This window comes from Desulforhopalus glucosivorans, assembly GCF_054397165.1.
The window spans coordinates 1,926,905-1,951,797 of record NZ_AP044854.1; the positions used below are offsets into that span (position 1 = coordinate 1,926,905).

The window sequence follows — 24,893 nt, forward strand, 5'->3', positions numbered from 1 at the left end:
ATGAAAGATCTACTCGCAGCCATTGTAAATATTTTCAAATATGCAGGAAAGTTCATTACAATCATTAGAAATACTGTTCTGAATCTACTCTTTCTCTGCTTAATTGTTTTTCTTGTGTTTTCTTTTTTCTCTTCAAAAAAGGCTGCAGATGTAACCATTAAGAAAAACAGTATACTTAGACTTGATTTATACGGAAACATTGTCGAAGAACGCAGGATTCCCAGTTCTGTTGAGCAACTTCTGGAAGATCCTCTATTGGGGGGGCAATCCAGACCGCAAGAGACCCTTCTTCAGGACATAGTTGATGTTATTAATGCCAGCAGTACAGATGACGAGATAGAAGTAATCCTCCTTAACTTGAGTAAGATGGGTCGAGCGGGACTCAATCAGCTTGAAACTATTGGAGAAGCTCTTAATACATTTAAAAAGACGGGCAAAAAGGTAATCGCAAAGGAAGATTATTACACCCAGTCACAATACCTCCTTGCCTCCTACGCAGATACGGTGATTATTAATCCCATGGGTGGTGTCGATATTCATGGTCTTGGGGTGTATCGTCTCTATTTCAAAGACGCCATAGATAAACTTAAGGTTAACTATAATATTTTTAAGGTTGGTACCTATAAATCCGCTCTTGAGCCACTCACCAGAACTGATATGTCAAGTCAGGACGAACAGCAAAATGAGATTTGGCTATCTAAACTCTGGCAGGGTTATAGTGATAGAGTTATCCAAAACCGTAATATGAATTCATTTCAATTACGGCGATATACAAATAATGTTGCTGAAGAGCTTAAAAGAGTCCATGGCAACACAGCGCAACTGGCACTTACCAGTGGACTTGTAGATAAAATTTTGACACGCAGTCAAGTTAAAGAACACCTCAAAAATCTGGTTGGGTCCCAAGGGAACTCCTTACCTGTCACCAGCACGAAAACATACCTCAGTAGTATTACCCCTTCTTATGCTCCGGATAGCAACTCGGAACAAAACATTGGTGTAATCATCGCAGAAGGAAATATTCTGCCGGGTAAACAGCCAACCGGCATGATCGGTGGAGACTCTCTATCCATACTTATCGATAAGGCTCGTACCGACAAGAACATTAAGGGTCTGGTCCTCCGCATTAACAGTGGCGGTGGGTCCGCTTTTGCCTCTGAAATAATTCGTCAGACTATTATTGAATATAAAAAATCAGGAAAGCCCATTGTTGTATCCATGGGAACGGTAGCAGCATCTGGAGGTTATTGGATAGCAGCTGATGCAGATGAAATCTGGGCCGAGAGCTCTACAATTACCGGATCCATAGGAATTTTTGGAGCAATACCAACCTTTGAAGAAAGTCTTAAATCCTTAGGCATATACAGTGATGGTATTGGTACAACCCCTCTGGCTTCGGGTCTTGATATCACAAGACCTCTGGCTGAACCCATTAAAGATTCTATTCAACAAACCATAGAGTATAATTATAGACAATTCCTAGATATCGTTGCAATGGGACGCAATCTTAATATCGATGATGTTGAAAGACTTGCTGAAGGAAGAGTATATGATGGATCAACGGCTCAGGAACTCGGGCTTGTGGATAATCTGGGTTCTCTTGACCAGGCAATTGGTGCTGCTGCAAAACTTGCCAAACTCACAGAAGCCAAGGCTCGTTACATACAAAAGCCACACACTGTAAAGGACCAGCTCCTTCAATACCTATCCATGACCCTTGCATTTCTAAACCCTAAAATTGACTCACATATTTTTACTAAAATCCAAAATATTATACATCAAAATATAACACAGGTTTTCACACTTACTGACCCATCCGGGGTGTATGCGATATGTGAGATCAAACCCTACTTTAAGTAGATTGCAGTTAGGGTCTTCTCAGTACCTTACTCTGGGAAAGCTGTCACAAAAAACAGGTAGCGTAGACTCCGAGAAAATGAGTGGTGGTGGGGTATGCTTTTCAATACCAAGCTACCCTCCAAGGGACTTATCCCGTTTATCGGGGTTAGTAATTTGTCGTATGGATACAGGAGAAGGGGAAAGGTAAGGTTCAATAATCACTTAGGCTATTCATCTATAATTTGAGGGAGAATTTCCATGGAAAAATGGATCCACTTCCAATCATTATCAAGAATTTTATAGCCTACGTGGAATCCTGATCCATCCGAAGCAGGCCTGGACCAACGAGGGATAACCGTGATTTTAAAATAGTTGTCCGCTTTTGAAAAAATTGCCCGATAGATTTTAGTTTCATCACAAAAAGCACCAGGTACTTTCATCATACTAAAGCCCTGGGCGGAGAGATCTTCAATAGAACCTTTAAAGACAGATTTGTCGTCAGCTAACTGACAATCAAAACCCGTTTTTTTGGTACGACGAAATTTTCTCGAACGCCTTCCAAAAACCGATTCAGCTACTCCCTGCGGTTTATTTTTTTTCACCATATCAGTCTTTGACAATAATTATCATTTTTCCTAGTAATTCAGAGAAGAACGGGGCTTTGAGCTATGTTGTACCGTGAATAGCTCAACATGGCAAATGCTTATTCTTCAATTCCATACTGGTCCAACAAAAAACATCCATAGATGTCCTAATGTACTGTAGCTTTCGCTGATGGTACATTACTTCCATCAGTTTTGCTCGTTTCTTTCACAACCACATTTGTGTCTATGATAGCTGTGGCCATCTTATTGCTCTGAATATATTTAGCTAAGAGAGTATTAATTTCGTTAACACTAATGCTCTTAATGTCACTTACAATATTTGTGGGCCAGTTTAACTGCTCTTTAAAGCTGCTCGACAGGGTGAGAACTGAATAAAGCCAATATTGATTTGTTTGGATATTTTCATACACGGAAGTAAGTACGGGCCTCTTAGCGCGCTCTAACTCCACTTCAGTCACCCCATCTTTTAAAAAGTCGTCCACTAGCTTTTTCAAGGCATCCAAAACCATTTCTTCCTTGCCATCTTCAACTTCAATTTCTACCTGCATAATACCATACCCGGGGTGCATTCGGCTCCCGTAACTTGAGACACTTGGAGAGTAACTTGCACCCAACTCTTCCCGTACAACCTTCCGAACCCTGTCTTCGAGTAGTGCCGCTACAATACTCAGTCGCCTTGTCCTGCCAATGTCCCAAAAATCATCAGTTGGCCAGGTCAAAAACAGTATTGATTTTGCTATTTCAGAATTAACTGTCAACTTCAGTGTCTCACCTTCCGGGAAATTGATCTGTTCATCCATCAAGCGCAAAGGAGGTTCTCTCAACGTAAGAGATCCAAAATATTGAGTAAGTACAGTTAACACCTCATCTGACTCAATATCTCCTACAATGGAAATTTCAAGGTCGCCAAAATCAAATATTTTTTGAATCCACGACTTCATTTGCTGAAAATCTAATACGCTCAATTCCTCCCAGGGTACCAAGCCGTAGTGTTTATTTCCCCCTGCAAAAAATGGTTGTACCTCATAGAGAACAGCCCCATCAATATCCTTTGATAACCTATTTTTCATCATCTCCATCCCTTGCATTACCTTTGTGTAGGCTGTTTGGTCAAATCCAGGATCAAGGAGCACGGTGTATAAAAACTGAACCATGATGGTAAAGTCTGAGCTCAGCGATGACCCCGTCCAAGAACTCGAAGAGCGTCCCATATGAAAGGACAGATCAACCGAACTTTTTGCACTCACGGTTTCAAGCTCAGACAGACTTAAGGTATTAGTACCTGACAAATTTATGACATCAGCCGCAACAGCGCTGCTTCCTGGCATAGGTTCATCCTGTTCACCAGCACCAAAATGTGCCGCAATTCTCACCTTATTTGGTTCATAATCTGTTTGTTTATAATTAATAACGAGACCATTAGTCAGGGTATACCTCGTCATGCCAATGTCTGGAAATTCCTCTGTTTGAAGGAGTGTGGTTTTTGAATCAGAAAGCCTAAGGTAGGGAAAAACTATTTCCGGGACGGCCGCTTTTTTAGCTATCACCTTATTAGTCAACTTTTTGTACAACGCCTTTATCACTTCATTTTCAGGTTTTTTCAGCTGAACATCGCCGGTCACCGTAATAAGGCGCCTCGGTTTATCCCAGATCTCATTAAAACCCTTACTTATATCCTCCACGGTTGTTTCATCTAAAATCTGGGTGTACAACTCAAGCTCCTGATTCGGAGACATATACACATCTCTATCGAGCAAATTGTTAACCATTCGCTCGGCAATCACGCGAGAATGCAAAGAAGATTGCGTTTGTACATTCTTTTGCAACTCGGAGTTTATTTCAGCCTTTGCACGTTCAAACTCCGCAGATGTAAAACCGTAACGTTTAGCGTATTCAAGTACCTCGTATATTTTTTCTAAGGTCGCGGCCCAGTTCGATTTATCAGTTACAGCATACATTGAGCCATAACCAATTTTTCGTGCAACATTCCCCGAAGAGTACTGCGCATGGGTGTAGGGCTGTTCACTTTTTTCCTCATCTGCCTGCAACCTGTAACCAATTATCAGGTCAGCTATAATACGGTTGAGATCTCTTTTTTTACTGTCAATGTCAGGTGGCTGGGGCGTTACATCCCATAAGGACTCAATTGAAACATTTGTTGAACCAAGATCCGGTTCATAGTTATACAAGACATTGAGCCCCGTATGCTTCATCCTGCCAAACTCAGGACGAGCTGGCATGGCTCCTACACTCTTTAAACCGGCAAAGTGTTTAATAATGATCTGTTCTGCAGACTCCACACTCAAGTCCCCAACCAGGACAAGAGTTATATTATCAGGCCTATACCACCCATCGTAAAAATCTTTCAGCAACTCATGATCAGCAGACTTCAAAACTGACTCTGTACCAATTGGTAACCTATTAGGATACCTTGTTCCATCAAAGGCAAATTTTGTATATACCAGTTGATTTCTGTACCTTGCAGAATCCCGAGACCGTTTTTCTGAAAAGATCACGCCTCGCTCTTTATCTATTTCAGAGTCAAGTAACAGCGCGCCTCTAGCATAATCTGCAAGGATTTTACAACCAACCCCTAATTCATCATCATCTCCAGTAGGCAGAATCAGATGATATACAGTCCTGTCAAACCCCGTATAGGCATTTGTATCTCTACCAAAATCCATCCCAATAGACTGAAAATATTCAACCAGTGTTCCAGGAGGAAAATGAGTGGAGCCATTAAACATCAAATGTTCAAGAAAATGTGCCACCCCTTGTTGGTCATCGCGCTCTTCGTTTGAGCCTGCCATAACTACAAGGTACGCCGCCACTCTATCATCTGGTTCATGATTTTCTTTAATCATGTAACTCAAGCCATTTGCAAGCGTACCTCTGGTAATAGTCGGGTCAGGACTCAAAGGACTTTCCTGGTAAGGCCAAATAAACTCTGTTATGCCAGGATGAGCACCACTATCGCCCGTAGCTAAGGCTATTCTGGTGTTGGTCAGTTGGTAACTCAATAAAAACAGGACGACGAAGGCAGCAATTAAAATTCTATACATTATGGGTCACGTTATTGGTCACGATTTATATATTTTTGTTTATTTATGAAAAAATATAGGTGCTGATCACAAAATAGCATGGGATTATTTCAATTTTTCTTCTTGAAGGCACCTTGAATTGAAGAGTTTTCACAAATGCTCACTAACAATGAAAAACCTCTTTGTTTCCTGAAAGGACTGTTGTAGAAGTATACCGTCCGTGGGCCACAACCAGGGCTCGTTTGACGATAGCATGATATGATTTATTTTAGGAATATTTTAAACTGTTACACAGACATAAAACAAAGTAATGAGACCAAAACATAAGCTGGAATACGCTCTTTTACGCAGCATCATATTTTGTATTAATCTTTTACCAGTACAGGTTATCCTCTTTCTTTGCAGTACCATTGGATATATTGCCTGGGTTATTTTTCCCTTTCGACTCAAGGTTGCGTATAAGAACCTCAGTACTGTTTACCCGGAGATGGACCACGCCTCTAAACTGCGTCTTATGAGAAATGTCTACCTTCAATTTACCAGGACCTTTGGACTTGTCTTCATTCTCCACCGAAAAAAGCTGACAACTCTTATTGAAAATGCAGAGATAACCGGTCTTGATAAGGTTGAAGCAGCACTTGCTGACGGCAAGGGAATCATACTAACGACCATACATGCCAGCTGGTTTGAGGCCTACTTTGCCTGGTTTAACATCAAAGACCTCCCCACAAGTCTTATATATCAAAAGCAGAGTAATCCACTCTCGGATGAATTTTTCGTGAGACAAAGAAGTCGATACGGAACAAGCCTGGAACACGTAAGCAGCTATGACGGGATGAAGGTGTATCAGGAGGCGCTTGCAAACAATAGAATTCTCATTGTCAGCCTCGATCAGAGTTACACGAGTCGTGGAGCCGTAATACCTTTTTTTAACACACCTCTTGCCTGCGCGAAAGGTGCCCCTATACTACATTTACGCACAGGTGCACCAGTTTTCACCAGTGTGTACTACATGGATGGAGGTAAACTTCATATCGATTTTGATGAAGTTGATCTGCCACATTATGATGAAACAAATGAGGAAAACATCAAGGATATAGCCACCAGGTCCATACAACTCTACGAACCTTTCATACGAAAGTACCCGGAGCAATGGTTCAGCCTCTTCCACCGTCTTTGGGGTAAAAAAGATTATCCTCCCGTTAAAAGAACTCTGAAACAGATTTTCTTTTAATTTTCCTTCATACTCCGATGGGTCTGTATTATGATGCACACTCATCTCAAGAAGAACATTTACCATACATCACATTAAAGGCAGTTTTTAGCTTAGCAAGCTGCATATTCCTATAAAACAAACGCGCTTCGATGACAAATAAAGAAATACTAAGCCGTCTCTACGAAGTCCTGAGACCATATAAGACAAAACTCATCATAGCGATGTTTGCTATGATCCTTGTTTCAGCATTCACCGGATCCCAAGCCTATCTGGTCAAAGATTTGCTGGATAAGATCTTTATGGAGAAAAACACCACCTACCTCAAGTTGCTTCCTCTCGTAGTCATTCTGATCTTTTTATTAAAGGGTGTGTTTTATTATCTCTATTCTATTCTTTTAGAGCTTGTAGGTCAGTCAATTATCAGAGATTTTCGTCTGGCAATTTTCAATCATATCCACAGGCAATCGTTATCATTTTTCAATGATATGCCCACCGGAACAATCATTTCCAGAATTATTTCCGACGTGAATCTTATCCAGCAGGCCGTGTCCCAGGCTCTGGTAAAGTCCGTTCGTGATTTTTTTACTGTTATCATCCTCCTAGGCGTGGTCTTTTTCATGAATTGGCGCCTAGCCATGATTACCTTTATTGTCCTTCCCCTTGCTGCACTCCCCATTGTAAAGTTTGGTCGACTGTTTCGAAAGCTTTCCACATCAACCCAGGAAGAAGTGGCCAATGTAACAAACAGCATCCACGAAACAGTCACCGGCAATCGGATTGTAAAGGCATTTACTAAGGAAGAGTATGAGGGAAAGCGTTTTAAAGACAAAATATACGGTCTTTTTTCGCTGACGATGAAAGATGCAAAATATAGATGCCTCCAGCATCCCATGATGGAATTTATTGGCGGTTTTGCAATAGCTATCATTATCTGGTTTGGAGGTTTAGGAGTAATCAATGGTACTGCAACACCAGGAACCTTTTTTGCTTTTTTAACCGCCCTTATTGCTGCCTACGAACCTATTAAGGGTGTTACCCGTATCAACTCTGTTATTCAACAGGGCCTGGCCGCTGCGACCCGCGTTTTTCAAATCTTAGATATAGAGCCTGAAATCCAGGATAAAAAAGACGCGAAGCCTCTACCACCCTTCCAAGCTAAGATTGAGTTTAAGAACCTCAGTTATCAGTATAACGATGAGGAAAAGGTTCTCAACAATATTAACCTCAATGTTCCGGCAGGACAGGCTCTTGCCATTGTAGGACCAAGTGGTGGGGGAAAAACCACGCTAACCAATCTTATTCCACGGTTTCTTGATATTAAAGAAGGGTCTATTACCATTGACGGCATGGACATTCGCGACGTTACCATGAGTTCTTTACGGAAGCAGATTGCCATGGTAACCCAGCAGACTATTCTCTTTAATGATACCATCCGCAATAATATTGCCTATAGCGATCAAAATGCAACAATGGAAGAGATCCACAATGCTGCAAAAGCAGCCCATGCAGATGAATTCATAGAAAATCTGCCAAACGGCTATGATACCATCATAGGAGAAGGTGGGGCAAGACTGTCCGGTGGTCAACGTCAACGAATTTCAATTGCAAGAGCACTACTTAAAGATGCCCCTATTCTTATTCTTGATGAGGCAACCTCAGCACTTGATACTGAGTCTGAACGGGAAGTACAGAAGGCACTTGAAAATCTGATGAAAAACAGGACAACCTTCGTCATTGCCCATAGACTTTCGACAATTAAAAATGCGGACAGAATCATCGTCGTCAAATCAGGAGAAATTGTAGAGGAAGGCACCCATAATGCGCTCATCAAGCTCGGCGGTGAATACGAAACCCTTTACAATATGCAGTACAAATAGAACACATATTCAAATAGGCGTAACTGCCCAAAAACTACAATAGTTACACACACGATATGACAAGGTCAAAAATCACAAGCCGTATTGAAACTGTCGGCCTCTACAGCCTCATAGCATCTTGTTTTTTTATACCCTTCTCATCATCCCTCATGGGGGCTACGACTATACTGGCCCTTGTCTGCTGGATTCTTTCAGGGAAAATCGTTGAATTGCCGAAATTGATGTTCACTGACATCATTGTGTTTTTTGCAATGGCCCTTCTACTACTGCTCGTTGCAGGACTGTTTTACAGCCCTGCTGAGATGGGTGATGCCCTATCCTCTTTAAAAAAATACAGAGAATTGCTGCTTCTTGCCATGGCTGTATCATACTTTTACGGCAAACAACACAAGGCATTACTCGCTGAACAGTTTTTCATCTCAGGGTCTATCCTACTGCTCCTCATCTCATACACCATGTATTTTGGTTTTATACCCACTGAAAAATTTGGATACTCCACTGTCTACCATATAACCCACAGCTTTTTCATGGCTCTGCTGGCATTCTGGTCCTTACAGCGACTCATCGTCGGACCTAAGTATCGCCCACTTTGGGCCTTGCTACTGCTTGCAACAATTATAAACCTTTTTTACATTGCACCAGGGCGAACAGGAATGTTTGTCTCCATTGTCCTTTTACTCCTCACTGTTTTCCAGCACCAATCTCTTAAGAAGTCCATCGTTGGTCTGCTAATCTGTACCTTTGTGATTAGCGCTACCTTTTTGAGTTCTGAAAATTTTTCATCAAGAGCCAAGGAGGCCGTAAAGGAGATCCAGAACTATCAACCGGGAAAGTCTCGAACATCTCTTGGTATGCGCTTTGACTGGTGGCATAACTGTATAACGTTGATTGCTGAAAGACCTCTCTTTGGACATGGCACTGGATCATTTGAAATAGAGCAGGGAAGACTGATTAAAGGAACTGAAACGAAGAAATCAGACAACCCCCATAATGAATTTCTCTTTATTGGGGTTCAGGTAGGCCTTGTCGGGGTACTACTCTACCTTGCGCTCCTCGTGAGTATTTTCCTTATCTCGCTTAAGAAAATCCCCCCTGGGAATTATCTGCTACAGGGTGTTGTTATAGCAATGTTTTGTGGTTGTTTGATGAATTCATTTCTCTATGATTCTCATCAGGGGCACTTTTTTGCCATCATAACTGCTGTACTGCTGCATTCATACCCTGGAAGATTCACACCTTCTGAGTAAGATCGTAAACTCTGTTCCTGATCCATAGGTGCTGCGTACTGTTAACGTTCCACCATGCTCTTCAACAGTCTTCAGAGAAAGGGCTAACCCGAGGCCTACACCATTACTTTTTGTGGTAAAATAGGGATCGAAAATCTTCCTAATATTTTCCTCCATTATCCCTGTCCCATTATCGCAAATGGTGAGGACCTGATAATCACGATCACGTTCTATTGTCACTTTCAACTCCCGCACACGATCAACATCTTCCATTGCCTGCAGGGCGTTCAGGAAAACATTTAAGATCACCTGACTCATCTTGTCCTTATCGATAAGTACCTTCGGCAGGTTATCAGCCACATGTCTGGTAACGTTCACCTGATAACTATCAAGATCCGGTCCTATGAGCGATAGAGTTTTTTCAAGCACACTCTCAATTGAGCAGGGCTCTATATCTAGCTTTGACGGCTTAGCGTAATCAAGTAATTCTCCAATACTACGATTAAGACGCTCAACTTCAGTTACAAATGTTTCTGCGGTCTGTTCGTCTTGTGCTGATCCAGCTACTTTTGCTTGCAGCAGCAGTGCAAGACCCTTAATAGAGCTGAGCGGATTCCGTAACTCATGGGCTACCCCTGCGGCCATCTTGCCTACAACTGCGAGCCTTTCACTGCGATGAAGTTCCTTTTCCAAATTTTTCACTTCAGTCACATCTTTTAAAAGCATAACCTCACCCACAAACTCGCTTGCGGTTGATTCAACAGAAAAAACTGTCACCTCAAGCGATCGTTCTCCATAGCTTACCTCACCACTATGGGTCACACGCCCACTTTCACTTGCTGAGTGGTTCTTTAATTCGCTAAAGAAATGAGCCACAGGCAGTGGTAACGAATCCTCAGGTAATCCGCCAACAACACCCTTTACACCAGTTATTTTCTCGGCAGCATCATTGATGACCTGAAGTGTACCATTATCTCCGGTGGCAATGATTCCAATGGGGAGTGAAGATACAAGGGCATCATTAAAGCCCCGCATTTTTCCAAGTTGTTTCTCTGAACCTTTGAGGTTTCGAAGGGTAAAAAATGAAAGAGTACCTCCAAGGCCTACCAGTAATATAGCGAGCAATTCCAAAACGATTTGAACAAATTGACGCTGTAATGGGGCTGTAAATTCAGAAAAATCGAGTTGCAACAAATAAATAGGAGCCAACCCCTCAACCCTTTCCATATCATTCTTAAAGGATTGAAAATATGAAAAGCGCTTTACACCTCTTTCCCCCTGAAAGCCTCTGCGATTATTTTGACGTCTAAAATGTTGTCCTGCGCCAATGTACCTTGTTGCAATGAGAACCTTTTCGGTTCCATCTTTTTCCGAGGTGAAAATTCGAGTTCGAAGGATTCGCTGATCCTTAGAGTGCAGATCATCAATGAGATTTTTTATGCTGTTACTATTGTCAATAGAGTTGTTGTCACCGGCTGATAACAGTATATTCCCGTGGCCATCAACAATTGAGATAAACTCAACGCCAGGCTGTTCGATTGCAAGTTCAAGAGCCGGTTGCATATACACCTCCCATGTTTCATAGGAGCCAGTCCTTCTCATGGAAGAGCGAATGGAATCCCCCACAGCGCTACTGATAAATCGTACTAAGGTGAGCCCTTTCTGCTCTACGGCTCTTGTGATAAGTTGTTTTTCCCGGTCATAATTGGCTATGGCAAAAAATGCGAGCAGCAGCAGGAGAAGGATACAGGCACTCCCTAATATCCAGGGAGAAAAGCTTAATAACTGCAGTCGCCTGCTATCACTTTTATCTTTAACCATCTACGTTTCCTACTCAGTCTCACTGACTATTTTTTCAAGGATAACTTTTGAAATCATATAGGTAGGAATTATACCATCGAGGCCCATGGGCCCTGACGCAAGTGTCTGTCCACTCACCATAGGGTTATCTGATGCGTAGTAGGCATAGCGGGTTTTCATGGTTCGTGGGATATGTCCTTGTATTATGGCCCCACTAATTGCTCTTTGATAGTGACCACCTTCCATTTCAAGGCCAACTGCACGCCAGCTAGAAGAAAGAAATCGCTCAAGAACATCTCTATTTTGCAGGGATGTGCCTAATACAGTCACCATGGGACCAATAAAAACATTGACATCTTCGGGAAAGTCTTTTCGTGTAAGATCATTATCAACAATATAATTATTTGCCGTACCTTCCATTACATGGGCCGTTGCCAGCATAATGTCACCCTTATTACCAGGTAGCACTCCTGCTTTTCCCATGATAGAAACAGATTGGAAATCACATTTTAACTCCACGTCCCCATCCATTTTGGGCGTCAACAACTCATCCATTATATCGAAGGCCTGGGTACCGAAGGCATAATCTATCACAACAATTACAGGTTTATTTTCCTTAAGGTACGAAATATCAATATTAAGATCAGGATGAAGGTTCGAAAGATCAACTTTCTCTAAATCTATAATATTAGCATCGATGGTTGACCCTGAAGAGTCCGCAAGAAAGGAGTACCCATGTTTTTTAGCATACTGGTCAACCAACTCCTCACTTTCACGAAGCCCTGTCACCATCTCATATATATTTGGATGTACCACCTTTCCACTTGCCTCAAGGGCCCCTGCTCCGTAAACCAAATTTCGCATTGAGTGCATGTTAGCACTTACTATATGCAGAGGCCTCTCTAGTATTCCTAGATCTTTTAAGGTCCGTTTTATACTTTTTGCCCAAAGGGTTGCATACTTCTGGTGGTCAATCATCTCCCTCAGTGAGGGTGTGAAATAGACGGTGAGTTCATTATCTCCGTTTTTCTGCTCCAGAATAACCCTTTTGCCAATGCCGTAGATGATATTAAATAACCCGTTATTAGAATCATTTTCTTTACGATTCTTCTCAAGATAATCGTACGTCGACCGGGTTTCCTTATACGTCCTGCCAAGGATTATAGATAAGTTCCAAATGGCCTGCTCAAGCTCTGCACTATCGAGTTCGCGCTCATCCTTTACCAATTTTTGAAGATCAGCCCACTCTGTACTAAGCCCCTCAACCCGGTTACACACCTGCTGGTAAATTTTCTGGGCTTCTATATTGAGAAATGTGATATGGGTGAGGATATCGTAGATCTCACTCTTTCCTGTGGTAATGACAAAACAGATTTCATTATCGGATACGGCGTAGGAGACTCTTCGCCTTTTCAGGGGCGTAATTTTTTCAAAGGATGTCTCCTGAAAATCTTCCTGGGCAGTAAGTATTAAACGAGTACATTTTTCAATGCCCTTAGGCATACGATCAATTACATATTCCAGGCCTTTTAACTCAGAGACTCTGGGGTCACTCATAGAACCATATATTTCAGGACTTAACTGTTTAAGTGCATCTGCTAACCGTTCTCCAATCTTGCCAGATGGCTTAAATGCACCCTGGAGAGTAAGGGAATCCGCGAGTATCTTAAAGGTCCTGATGGCGTGTCTCGCCCGCTGCGACTTAGACAGTTCCTGCATTTTCACTCCATTAATTATTGACAATATATAAATACTTCCCATTAACGTACAGGGTACTAAAACTTAAAAATAAGCTCAGAGCAATTCATTTAGACTGTAAACAAACAATCTATTCTATCAATGATACTACACATTAAAGGCAAATGCGAAAGATGGGACGAAACAATCCCCAAGAGAGTGAGAACTAAATGGGACGGGAAGCTAAAGGGTAATGAACAACACGTTGTCTAAGAAGGCAGAAAACCAGTGAGAGCCGCAATGAGTTCATCACGCCCCTGGCCAGTTTTAGCAGAAAAGAGAACTCGCTCTTCACGGCGCACACCGTGTCCCTTATCAAGAATCTGAGCATGCTTTCCCCGGGCACTACCTGAGAGTTTGTCAATTTTCGTATACACAACAAGACGAGGTATATCCTGGTCACGCAACCAATCCAACAGCTGTGAATCCTGGACCTTGGCCTCATGCCTGATATCTATAATAACCACAACACAACGCAGGGTAGCCCGGTTCTGCAGATAGGATGAGATAAGGGTCTGCCATGCGTCTTTCATCCCCTTAGGAACTTTAGCATAACCGTATCCAGGTAAATCGACGAGGTGAAACTGATTGCCAACCTGAAAGTAGTTGAGCCCTTGCGTCTTACCAGGTCTGGCACTGACTTTAACCAGCGCCTTTCTGCCAATCAACTTATTTATCAGGCTGGACTTTCCGACATTGGACCTTCCTGCAAACGCAATCTCTGGCATCCCCTCTTCAGGAAGTTGTTTGAGACTATGGACGCTTAGCAGAAAATCTATTTTTGAAAAATCCATTATATGTACCTGGAAAAGTTGCACCTACCTCGCTTCGATGAAAAAGCTATCATGAAAGCGAGGTAAATAGTGGTGTGCTCTTTTATGAAATGATTTTATTGAGAGCGTACTCAATGATGCCCTCAGCACCTATCTTTTTCAATTTCGGGATCAGTTCTCTGACAACATCCTCGGAGACAACAGTCTCAACAGAATACCAGTCCTGATTATACAAACTTGCAACAGTGGGCGCATTAAGTGACGGCAGGACAGCAACCAGAGCGTCCATATTCTCACTTGCAACATTCATCTTTAAACCAACAATGCGATCTGCATTTAAAGAACCCTGAAGCATAAGTGCGATATTTTCAATCTTTTCCCGTTTCCAAGGATCATCCCAAGCTTCTTTGTTGGCGATGAATTGGGTATTTGACTCCATCAATTCAAAAATGACCCGTAGACCATGGGCGCGAATGGTTGACTCGGTTTCAGTAACCTCAACAATGGCATCAGCAAGCCCTGACACAACCTTAGCCTCAGTTGCCCCCCAGGAAAACTCAATTTCAACATTGATATTTTTTTCTTTGAAAAAACGTTCAGTAACTCCCACAAGCTCTGTGGAAATCTTCTTTCCTTCCAGGTCTTCCAAGCACTTTATATTAGAGTCACCGGCAACAGCAATCACCCATCTGGTAGGTCTGTTACTCACTTTTGAATAGACGAGATCACAAACCAAAACGGTATCAGACCTATTTTCCATGGTCCAGTCTTTTCCTGTAATCCCGGCATCAAGCATTCCACTTTCCACATAACGAGACATTTCCTGGGGACGACAAATGGAGCAATCAAGCTCCTCATCATCAATTTTAGGAAAGTAATTTCGTGCTGCGGGTTTAATTCTCCAACCGGCCTTTTCAAAAAGCGCGATGGTTGCTTTTTCGAGGCTTCCTTTGGGTAATCCCAACTTCAATTGAGTCATGTCGTTCTCCAATATCTATAAAACCGCATGGGCGGCATAATTTATTATTTTTTTCCGTATACTTTTTCAGGATCAAAAACCGGTTCACCCTGCACTGTCAGTTTTTCTCCGTCAACAATTCTGTAGAAACAGGTTCTATGCCCTGTATGGCATGCTGCACCACCAAGTTGTTCGACCTTATAAACAACAGTGTCATCATCACAATCTACCAGGATTTCGTGAATTTTCTGGATATGGCCAGAAGACTCACCCTTAAGCCATAATTTGGATCTGGAACGACTCCAAAAATGAGCCTTTCCACTTTTAAGGGTCTCTTCCCATGCAAGCTTATTGATATAAGCCAACATAAGGACCTCGTTTGTTTCATGATCCTGAACAATCGCCGGAATAAGCCCATCCTCGGACTTACTAAAATCTAATGATACCATGTCTTCTCAATTTAACTATTTAATGAACTGAAAAATGTGATAATAAACGCAGAACCGCTACTATACAACTGAGAGGAAACTTTCTTCAAATAAAAAACTTATCTCAAGGAAGAATCTTTGTAAAAAGACGAATAAACTAGACAGCTATATCATTTTTGTCAAGCTACTCTCGCATTTTTACACTTTTGAGTGCACTTTTGAGTGCTATTACCTTGCATAAACCATATCTGCCTCTATAGTATGTCGCGACTAAAAAATCAGGTGCCAGGAGAAATGATACAACTGTAAAGATTCTCATTATTCCGGCTGCCAATCACATTTTACTCATAGAGTAACTATTTTAAATTAACCAAGGAGTCCTGTTGTGAGCACCCCAAATACAAATGATACTGTTGTCATCGCATTTACCGGAACCCTCGATAACGGCGAGGTTTTTTACACCGTCACAAAAGAAGAGCCAATGCATCTTGTTATCGGCGAGAGCAGCCTCCCTCCAACCCTTGAATCCGCCATTACAGAGATGAGTGCTGGAGATACCCAAAAGGTTCGTGTACCACCTGAAGAGGGGTATGGTCCACGGCAAAAAGAACTTGTTCAGACCATTGAAAGCGAAGCAATGGTAGAAAAACTCCAACCCAAACCGGGCATGATAATATCTCTTAAAGCTACAAAAGACGGAGAAGAACGTGATGTTCCTGCCACTGTTATTGAAGTAGACGGTTCTAAGGTTACTGTTGACTACAACCATCCACTCGCAGGTCACCACCTGAACTATTCGGTTGAAATACTAGATATAAAGAAAAGTAATTAACAGAGCCCTTTTGCAAAACTAGGATTTTCGTTCAAGACTGAGTTTTGTGATACATTTTACCACAGGCATATAGTTAATATGGCGAGGATAAAAATTTGAACAAAATGAAAAGATTGGGCGCAAGGACACTTTTGTAAGTGGCTCAACAGTTAATGATATGTAGCGATCATTTACACTATTTTATGCCTTTATAGAGTCGTAGTACAATCACTTCACACCATAGTTTCTTTTAATATTTCATTTTAATATCGATAACATAAATCGTCAGACTATGACGATTCCCCAATTACCATCTATTGTATAAAGCCCATACAATAGATGGTATTTTTGATGGTATTTTTGTTCACAGTACACACCCTCTAAAAATAGATCCTTCTCATTTTTTCTAAAAAACTCCTGTACATCGGAATTGCCCTATGTATAAACTTAAATAGTCAAAGACAATAACAATCACAGTAGGAGTGTTTTATGGAAATCGAAGATGACGAAATACTGCAAGGATTTATCGAAGAATCACTTGAGCATTTAGCTGATATAGAAAATGATCTGCTAGCCATTGAAGAAGCAGGTGCAGACATTGACGAAGATCTCGTCAATAAGGTCTTCAGGGCAGCCCATTCCATTAAAGGTGGCGCGGGTTTTATGGGTCTTACTGCGATCCAAAGTCTTTCCCACTCCACAGAAAATGTGCTTGGAATGATTCGCAGTAAAAAATTGATACCTACCCCAGAAATAGTCAATGTTCTGCTGATGGCATCCGATGAACTGCAAAACATGATTGAAGATGTACATAACAGTAATGATACGGATATCTCTGCCCACGTTGATCCCTTAGATGCCATTGCAGACGGCACCTTTTCACAACCCCCAACCGAGGCAGAGCAGGCCGAGACTTCAGCTCCTGAGGTTTCAGATCCGGAGGTTTCAGTTCCTGAGGAAATGGTTGAAGAACCTGTTGCAACCGAACCTGCTGAGAGTCCTGCGGAGTCAGCACCGGAACCTGTGGCAGAAGTCGAGCCTGAGCCAGAACCCGAACCGAAAATCGAGGTTGAAGTGACACCAACTCCTGTTGCTGCAGTACCTGAACCGGTAACACCAGCCCCCCAGGCAACAGCACCACCAGGCCAGGCTGCGAAAATTAAAGCTCCACCTCCTGCCAAAACTGAAACATCGCTTAGAGTGCATGTAAGTCTTTTGGATTCACTTATGAATCTTGCTGGTGAATTGGTCCTCAGCAGGAATCAATTGCTACAGACCATCGGATCTGATGACCTTCGTAATGCAGAAGCCGTTGGCCAGCGAATTGATCTTATTACCTCCGAGTTGCAGGAAGCGATTATGCTGACCAGAATGCAACCCATTGGTAATGTTTTCAACAAGTTTCCTCGAGTCGTTCGAGATCTTGCTAAAAAACTGAATAAAACAATTGATCTCACCATTGTTGGAAAAGATGTAGAACTCGATAAAACAATTATCGAATCAATTAATGACCCTCTAACCCATCTTGTTCGTAACTCTGTCGATCACGGTATTGAGATGCCCGCTGACAGAAAGAAGATAGGTAAACCTGATAATGGCCTTATAATTCTAAAAGCCTACCATGAGGCGGGACAGGTCGTCATCGAAATCAGCGATGACGGTAAAGGTCTTGATGGAGAAGCTCTCGCTGCAAGTGCCGTGAACAAGGGGCTTATCTCACCAGAGCAGGCCCAGGCCATGTCTGATAAGGAAAAAGTGAATCTTATTTTCCTTCCAGGCTTTTCCACCGCTGCCGCTGTAACCGATGTGTCAGGTCGTGGTGTTGGTATGGATGTTGTTAAAACCAATCTGGATCAACTTGGCGGCAATGTCGATATTATATCTGAGAAAGGTAATGGCACCACCATCTCCATTAAACTTCCCCTCACTCTGGCAATTATACCATGTCAGATTATTGAGACGGGTGGTGAACGATATGCCATCCCCCAGGTTAACCTTGAAGAACTGCTGCGTATCCCAGCAAGTCAAGTAAAAGAGCGGGTTGAGCGTGTTGGAGACGCTGAAGTTGTACGACTCAGAGGCACCCTCCTCCCTCTTATCCGACTCTCTGATGTGATTGGTGCACAACGAACCTACTTCGACCATCATGCTCAGGACGTTAAAGAGGACAGGCGAGAAAAAATTGCTGACCGAAGGGGTAAGGATTCGCCACTCTTTAATGAAAAAGGTTCCAAATCGTTTGAAAACAACAGCCAGCCTAGCGATAGAAAACGCTCAGTACTCGACAGAAGGTCATCTGCATCCAGTGCTCTAAACATTGTGGTTGTCTCGACCGGATCCATGAAATACGGCCTCATTGTAGACCGTCTCCAGGATTCTGAAGAGATTGTTATTAAGCCTCTTGGCAGACATTTGCAACAATGTAAAGGGTATGCTGGTGCGACGATAATGGGTGATGGTCGTATCGCTCTTATTTTAGATGTCAGCAACCTTGCCAGAATGGCACACCTCACCTCACTTGACGGTTCGGATCGTGCAGCTGAAGTTGCACAGGCTGCTGAAGATGCCATAAACGCCAAGAAAGATAAGCAGTCTCTTCTTATCTTTAAAAACTCAATCACTGAGCATTTTGCTGTTCCTCTTAATCAGGTAGAACGTATTGAAAAAATTAAACGTTCAGATATTGAGGATCTGGGCGGGAAGCGGGTGATGAAATACCGGGGTGGTAGTCTCAGCCTTATCTGCGTCGATGATGTAGCAATGGTCGAACCGCTTGCCGATGATGAGAATCTGCTGGTCATTGTGTTCAATATAGCCAAACGTGCTGTGGGACTTCTTGCCATCGGACCAATTGATGCTCTGGAAGTAACCGCAGATATTGATGACACGACACTGAGCCAGCCAGGAATCATGGGCTCCATTATTATTGATGACCATACAACGATGCTGGTCAATGTATTTGAGATGGTTCAGAGCCTTTTCTCTCAATGGTTTGAAGAGCAGGAAAAATTTGAAATTGATCAAATTGAAGATGACGGCCCGGCACCAACAGTTTTAATTGCTGAAGATTCCAAATTTTTCCGCAACCAGGTTAAGGGTTATATGACCGAGGTTGGTTACAATGTCATTGAGGCTGAAGATGGCCTTGAAGCCTGGAACAAGTTAGAAGAACACAGCGATGAAATCACAATCCTCGTCACTGACATAGAAATGCCCAACATGAACGGCTTTGAATTAACACAGAGAATCAGAGCCGATGAACGCTATGCAGATCTTCCAATTATTGCTCTGACAACGCTAGCCTCCACCGAAGATGTTGCAAAAGGTAAGGCTGTTGGGGTGAATGAGTACCACATTAAGCTCGATAAGGAACGCTTGATGGTCTCTGTTCACGACTATATCAAGAGAGTGCATTAAAATATTTACCGGGGAAACCAACACTTTCCCTGGTAAAGCAAAATAGCCTTACGCCGACAAATCAATCTACAGAACATAGCTCTAGTACGCCATAAAGAGTCAACACTGAATAGACGTCTTTAGGCTTAAGATAATTTTTCGGAGTTAGGCGCTATACACCTAAAATAGTTTTATACGGTATTGAGATATGAAACACACTAACACAGGCAATCAGTCTAAAAACATGGTCGAGCTGGCAACCTTCTATATTGGTGATGCTCTCTGCGGCATGGACATCCTGAAGGTTCAGGAAATCAATAAACTCATGCAAATGACAAAAGTTCCCCAGGCTCCTGAATATGTACTGGGTATACTTAATCTACGGGGACAGATCGTTACGATTCTGGATCTTGGCAAAAAACTTGGGCTGGGTGAAACCGATATTTCACAAGATCCAAGAAACATCATTGTCAATTCTGCAGGTGGCCACGTTGGTCTTCTGGTCAGACGTATCAGTGATGTGGTAACAGCTGACATGGAAAAAAAAGAAAGGGCTCCTGCTAACATGAGTGGGATCCAGGGTGAATATTTTACTGGGGTCTACAAGACCAATGACAATCTCATTGGAATTCTAGACGTCGATAAAGTTTTAACGATAGAGGACTGATACCGAGATGATAGGCACGAAAAATCTCAGAGTTCTCGTTGTAGATGACACCATTGTATATCGGAAAGCAGTTTCAGATATTATTGAGGAAATTCCTGGTGTTGAGTTGGCAGGTGTTGCCCATAACGGGAAAATAGCTATCTCTAAAATAAAAACCTTAAAGCCTGACATACTCACACTGGATATAGAGATGCCTCAGATGAACGGTATTGAGGTTCTCGAGGAATTAAAAAAGAACTATCCTGATATAGGTGCAATCATGGTCTCTACCCTCACGAATGAGGGTAGTGACATGACCATGAAAGCGCTGGATCTTGGCGCATTTGATTTTATCCTTAAACCACAGGCAAAGAGCCAGATTGAAGGTAAACAACAGATCCGAACAAGTCTGGAACCTATTCTGAAAGCCTATAAAAATTCAAAAATGGGTCATGGGAGGGTCAACAGAGCCAGTCGTGCTGCCCTTGGATCACCAGGAATCTCCAGAACAGCAAAGCCAACTGCCCAGGCAAGACCTTTAAGGCCCCTTGGTACAGGTCGCCCTGCGACAAGCAGAGGGAAATCTGAGATCGTAGCCATAGGCATCTCTACAGGCGGCCCAAATGCTCTTAACCAAATGATGCCAAAGCTGCCTGCAGATATTGGGGTTCCAATACTCATTGTGCAGCATATGCCTCCAGTGTTCACCAAATCCCTCGCTGCAAGTCTTAACAAGAAGTGTGCTATCACTGTTAAAGAAGCTGAAAATGGTGAAAATATCCTTCCAAATGTCGCTTATATCGCACCTGGTGGCAAACAAATGAAACTTGTTGCAGGAACTGATGGTCAAAACAGACGCATTAAAATAACCGATGATCCGCCTGAGAATTCCTGCAAACCTTCTGTAGATTATCTTTTCCGCTCCGTGGGAGACTATTATGTTGGCAGAACCACCGCTGTCATCATGACAGGTATGGGGTCAGATGGAACTAAGGGACTGGAAGTATTAAAACAAAAATCGGCCTATGTGATCGGTCAAAATGAGGCATCCTGCATAGTATACGGTATGCCCAAGGCTCCTGCAGAGCTGGGATACATCGATACAGTTGTACCGCTTAGTAAAATAGCCGATGAAATTGTAAAAAGTGTTAAACGCTAAGGGTAGCTGTAACACCCACAAATTCAACTAGCGATTATAATGATAAAGATCAGTCCTTCAGAACTCAAGCTAGTAGCTCAATACATTCAATCTATCTCTGGGATATACCTTGACCAGAGCAAGACCTACCTGTTTGAAACTCGCCTAAGTGCTGTTGCAGAAGCCAACGGATGTTCTTCATACCAGGAACTCTACAATAAGGCCAAAAAAGACGTTTCAAAACAGATTGAAAAACAGATTGTTGATGCCATAACAACAAACGAGACTCTTTTCTTTCGGGACAAAGGGCCATTTGAACTATTGCAACACAAGATACTCCCCGAGGTAATCGATTCAAAATCATCACTGTCTGCATTAAAGCCACGAATTAAGATCTGGAGCGCAGCCTCCTCAACCGGTCAGGAACTCTATTCCGTTGCCATAGTCATTAAAGAACTACTAGGAGATAGTAATGATTACAACTTTACTCTTCTAGGCACAGATATTTCTGATGCAGCAGTTGCACAGGCAAGCTACGGTAAATACAATAGATTTGAAATTGAAAGAGGTCTTGATAAAAGGAATCTGCAAAAGTACTTCACCCTTTTTGGGGATTCCTGGAAAATAAAAGATGAAATACGAGCCATGGTTCAATTTAAAAAACTGAACCTTATGATGCCCTTTTCTGCACTCGGTAAATTTGATATTATTTTTTGCCGCAATGTCGCAATTTACTTCACACTTGCCGATAGGAAAAAATTATTTACAAAACTTGCCGCGAGTCTTGCAGATGATGGATATCTGGTAATTGGATCAACGGAATCTCTTACCGGAGTCTGCCCTCTATTTGTGCCAAAACGACATCTTCGATCAATTTTTTATCAGAAAAAATAATTATTGAGGTATTACTATGCAATCACTGTCAATCCTCGTTGTCGATGACGATCCGGTTCTACGCATGCTACTCGGTGAGCGACTAAAAAAGGCAGGCTATGTAGTTGAAGTTGCAGAAGATGGGTATGTTGCACGAGATTTGCTAGAAAATAGAAGCTACGATGTTGTTCTCACTGACCTGATGATGCCAGGAGATATTGGCGGAATAGAAGTACTTGAAATAGCAAAAGAAAAAGACAGATCCATAGAAGTGGTATTAATAACAGCACACTCCTCCATTGATACGGCTGTAGAGGCGATGAAAAAAGGTGCCAATGACTACTTGGAAAAGCCCATCAATTTTGACGAACTTTTTCTTAGGCTGGATAAAATCGCAAACGTCCAGACCATCTACAAAAGTGCAATGGATCTACGACTGGCACTCAACAGAACAGAAAGAGAGGCAGCGGAAACCATTCAGGTTCTTGAACTTCTTAGCAACAAACTGCAGCAATCACTTGACGATGTAGAAAAAGAACTTCAACAGGAAGGTCTCACTTCTGATGATAGAATTACCAACGCTCTAACAATTATTGCCGAAACATAACACAGTATAAAACACCTTTGTTTTTAATTTTGCAGCATCAGAGGTACGTCTAAACCAAGAGTACCATTTAGTATTGCGCCATCGTATGAAGTGTTTTCCTGGATCGCCCCTGAAAGATCAGCACCACTCAAATCCGCTTTATATAAATCAGCTCCTTTAAGATTGGCTTTTTTCAAGTTTGCCCCAACAAGTATTGCTCCCTTCAGATTTGCCCCTCTAAGATTGGCCTTTTCTAGATTACAGCCTGTCAAATCGGCCTTTTCAAGGTCAGCTTTTTTTAAGTTTTTTCGGGAAAGACTCATACCTGAGAGATCGCAGCCAAAGCAACTCTTCGTATCAAAAAGTAGTTCAAGATTTACGAGCTTCGTTTCATCAACTTCTATCTCTTCTATCTCTTCTATCTCAGCAATTTCTTCAATTTCTTCAATTTCTGCCATGGCTATAGGGGGAACTTCTTTAGTCGCAATACCCTCCTCAGTTGATTCAGTTACCTCGCTTTGTTCCTCTACCAGATCCTTGTCAACAGAGGATGGCTTGTCATCAGCAATAACAACTTCCTCCTCAACAGGAACAGTGACCTGATGGACCATTGTACTTTTTTTAGCTGGTGGCGCTACTGGGACAACCGTTTCAGGCGGCGAACTTGTTACAACAGGTTTAAGCTCTTCAATGACAACGGCCTCATCGTTTTCTACCACAGGCAGGACAGGAGGTGTTTCACTGAAATCACGCCGATTATTCACCTTAACTTCTTTTTGTTGAGGGATTTTTTTAGGAATTGATGAGTCTTCGACATAGACATCCTTTTCAACCTCATCTACCCCTATATCCTCAAAGGGTTTTGTCGTAATAATCTCACCCGTCATTTTTGTCCCTCCAAGATATGCAGAGTCCAGGGAGACGCCGCGTAAATCAGCACCTGTAAGATCCGCATCACCAAGGTCTGCGCCCCCAAAAACAGCTCCATTGAGGATCGTGTTTTTTAGATTAGCATAGGATAAATTAGTAAGGACAAATGTGGACATAGACAGATCAGCACCTTCAAGATTAACTTTTGACAGATCCATTCTATTAAAGTTCAAACCCGTAAGATCGCAACCCGGGCAACTTTTTGTGGAAACAAGTTTGGCTAGATTTTCTTTTGCAGTAACACCAGGAGCTGCACAGGCTAGCTTGACTGAAAACGAAGAAATCAAAACAGCGAAGGCAAAACAGAAAATTCTTTTTTTCATTAGAGTACGTTGTTTAAAAAATTATTTTTAAGATACTGTTAATGGACACATATACTGACAACAAGGCAAAACATTATAGTTATGTACTGTATTTCATTTGCGACTGTCAACTACTGCAGCCGAACACTGACCATAGCCGCTATCTATGTTTATTGTATTTCCAGGTCCAAGGGGCAACCGAAGAGGATGTGCTCCAGATGTTTTTCTTTTGTTTCTTTGCAGCTTTACTGACTTTTTTCCAGGAAGAGCAGATCTTTTTCTTACAATATTTAGAATAATACCAGGCGAGGCCCTCACGTAATAATTTTTCATTTATACTTGTATCACCAACCTGAACAATTGCCACGAGCCTTCCATATCTATCATATTCAATGGGAGCGACTCTTACTCCTTTTCCAAGAATTATTTTTTTTACATATTTTTTTGCCTTTGCTGCATAGGCTTGATCATATTCTGGAGCATCTATCCCGTAAAGGCGAATTTCATACTTGTTGTTCCCAGCTTTCACTTTCAGAGAATCACCATCTATTATCTTGACCACCTTAGCATTAAAAGGCTTACTGACAGCTGAACAGGTACGATTTACATCACACAATAATAGTAAAGAAAATACCACAAAAAGACATATATACACTGGTTTCATAATTTCATAATTTTCTAAGAGGTGTCAAAATTACGGCATCCTTTACT

At 42.1% G+C, this 24,893-nt stretch carries 19 protein-coding genes; 10 read left to right on the plus strand and 9 right to left on the minus strand.

Translation table 11 applies throughout. The annotated features are described in order from the left end of the window. Positions 1-1,860, plus strand: a complete 1,860-nt coding sequence (gene sppA / locus ACX6CI_RS08215) for a signal peptide peptidase SppA (protein ID WP_458777683.1) — start codon at positions 1-3, stop codon at positions 1,858-1,860. A gap of 206 nt (positions 1,861-2,066) precedes the next feature. On the opposite strand, the gene ACX6CI_RS08220 is transcribed toward sppA, so the two are convergent. Continuing rightward, entirely contained in the window at positions 2,067-2,459 is a 393-nt protein-coding gene (locus ACX6CI_RS08220; RefSeq protein WP_458777684.1) for a hypothetical protein, read from the minus strand. Positions 2,460-2,590: 131 nt separating this feature from the next. Next, the gene (locus tag ACX6CI_RS08225) at positions 2,591-5,506 is read right to left on the minus strand and encodes a M16 family metallopeptidase (protein WP_458777685.1); all 2,916 of its coding nucleotides are present in this window, start codon (positions 5,504-5,506) and stop codon (positions 2,591-2,593) included. A gap of 289 nt (positions 5,507-5,795) precedes the next feature. Here ACX6CI_RS08225 and ACX6CI_RS08230 point away from each other — a divergent pair, with 289 nt between their 5' ends. The 3 genes from ACX6CI_RS08230 to ACX6CI_RS08240 all read left to right on the plus strand — a co-directional run bounded on the left by ACX6CI_RS08230 (position 5,796) and on the right by ACX6CI_RS08240 (position 9,825). Continuing rightward, positions 5,796-6,719, plus strand: a complete 924-nt coding sequence (locus ACX6CI_RS08230; protein ID WP_458777686.1) for a lysophospholipid acyltransferase family protein — start codon at positions 5,796-5,798, stop codon at positions 6,717-6,719. A 131-nt stretch (positions 6,720-6,850) separates the two neighbouring features. After that, a complete protein-coding gene (gene msbA / locus ACX6CI_RS08235) occupies positions 6,851-8,578 on the plus strand; it encodes a lipid A export permease/ATP-binding protein MsbA (protein ID WP_458777687.1) in 1,728 nt (575 codons plus the stop codon). Positions 8,579-8,634: 56 nt separating this feature from the next. Beyond that, complete coding sequence (locus tag ACX6CI_RS08240) at positions 8,635-9,825, plus strand: O-antigen ligase family protein (protein ID WP_458777688.1); 1,191 nt, start codon at positions 8,635-8,637, stop codon at positions 9,823-9,825. Here ACX6CI_RS08240 and ACX6CI_RS08245 read toward each other — a convergent pair. From ACX6CI_RS08245 to hisI, 5 genes are all read right to left on the minus strand, one after another. After that, positions 9,793-11,625 (minus strand): ATP-binding protein, encoded by a 1,833-nt coding sequence (locus tag ACX6CI_RS08245; protein ID WP_458777689.1) that lies wholly within the window; start codon positions 11,623-11,625, stop codon positions 9,793-9,795. The genes ACX6CI_RS08240 and ACX6CI_RS08245 overlap by 33 nt on opposite strands. A 9-nt stretch (positions 11,626-11,634) precedes the next feature. Then, a complete protein-coding gene (locus tag ACX6CI_RS08250) occupies positions 11,635-13,323 on the minus strand; it encodes a DUF6909 family protein (protein WP_458777690.1) in 1,689 nt (562 codons plus the stop codon). A gap of 227 nt (positions 13,324-13,550) precedes the next feature. Then, positions 13,551-14,135, minus strand: a complete 585-nt coding sequence (yihA, locus tag ACX6CI_RS08255) for a ribosome biogenesis GTP-binding protein YihA/YsxC (RefSeq protein ID WP_458777691.1) — start codon at positions 14,133-14,135, stop codon at positions 13,551-13,553. Positions 14,136-14,217: 82 nt separating this feature from the next. After that, entirely contained in the window at positions 14,218-15,093 is an 876-nt protein-coding gene (hisG, locus tag ACX6CI_RS08260) for an ATP phosphoribosyltransferase (protein ID WP_458777692.1), read from the minus strand. A gap of 44 nt (positions 15,094-15,137) precedes the next feature. Beyond that, positions 15,138-15,521 carry a phosphoribosyl-AMP cyclohydrolase gene (gene hisI, locus ACX6CI_RS08265; RefSeq protein ID WP_458777693.1) on the minus strand — a complete coding sequence of 128 codons (384 nt, stop codon included), beginning with the start codon at positions 15,519-15,521 and terminating at the stop codon, positions 15,138-15,140. A 364-nt stretch (positions 15,522-15,885) separates the two neighbouring features. Between hisI and ACX6CI_RS08270 the strand changes: the two genes are divergently transcribed. The 6 genes from ACX6CI_RS08270 (at position 15,886) to ACX6CI_RS08295 (ending at position 22,971) form a co-directional block, all read left to right on the plus strand. Continuing rightward, a complete protein-coding gene (locus tag ACX6CI_RS08270; protein ID WP_458777694.1) occupies positions 15,886-16,332 on the plus strand; it encodes an FKBP-type peptidyl-prolyl cis-trans isomerase in 447 nt (148 codons plus the stop codon). Between the two features lie 468 nt (positions 16,333-16,800). Beyond that, on the plus strand, positions 16,801-19,728 hold the full coding sequence (locus ACX6CI_RS08275) for a hybrid sensor histidine kinase/response regulator (protein ID WP_458777695.1): 2,928 nt from the start codon (positions 16,801-16,803) through the stop codon (positions 19,726-19,728). A 187-nt stretch (positions 19,729-19,915) separates the two neighbouring features. Then, the gene (locus ACX6CI_RS08280) at positions 19,916-20,374 is read left to right on the plus strand and encodes a chemotaxis protein CheW (protein ID WP_458777696.1); all 459 of its coding nucleotides are present in this window, start codon (positions 19,916-19,918) and stop codon (positions 20,372-20,374) included. Positions 20,375-20,381: 7 nt separating this feature from the next. Next, positions 20,382-21,512 carry a protein-glutamate methylesterase/protein-glutamine glutaminase gene (locus ACX6CI_RS08285; protein WP_458777697.1) on the plus strand — a complete coding sequence of 377 codons (1,131 nt, stop codon included), beginning with the start codon at positions 20,382-20,384 and terminating at the stop codon, positions 21,510-21,512. 39 nt (positions 21,513-21,551) lie between these two features. After that, on the plus strand, positions 21,552-22,385 hold the full coding sequence (locus tag ACX6CI_RS08290) for a CheR family methyltransferase (protein ID WP_458777698.1): 834 nt from the start codon (positions 21,552-21,554) through the stop codon (positions 22,383-22,385). Between the two features lie 16 nt (positions 22,386-22,401). Further along, positions 22,402-22,971, plus strand: coding sequence for a response regulator (locus ACX6CI_RS08295; RefSeq protein ID WP_458777699.1), 570 nt, complete (start codon positions 22,402-22,404; stop codon positions 22,969-22,971). Positions 22,972-22,994: 23 nt separating this feature from the next. Here ACX6CI_RS08295 and ACX6CI_RS08300 read toward each other — a convergent pair whose 3' ends face one another. Further along, on the minus strand, positions 22,995-24,203 hold the full coding sequence (locus ACX6CI_RS08300) for a pentapeptide repeat-containing protein (protein ID WP_458777700.1): 1,209 nt from the start codon (positions 24,201-24,203) through the stop codon (positions 22,995-22,997). 139 nt (positions 24,204-24,342) lie between these two features. Beyond that, the gene (locus ACX6CI_RS08305) at positions 24,343-24,846 is read right to left on the minus strand and encodes a thermonuclease family protein (RefSeq protein ID WP_458777701.1); all 504 of its coding nucleotides are present in this window, start codon (positions 24,844-24,846) and stop codon (positions 24,343-24,345) included. Positions 24,847-24,893: the final 47 nt, after the last annotated feature.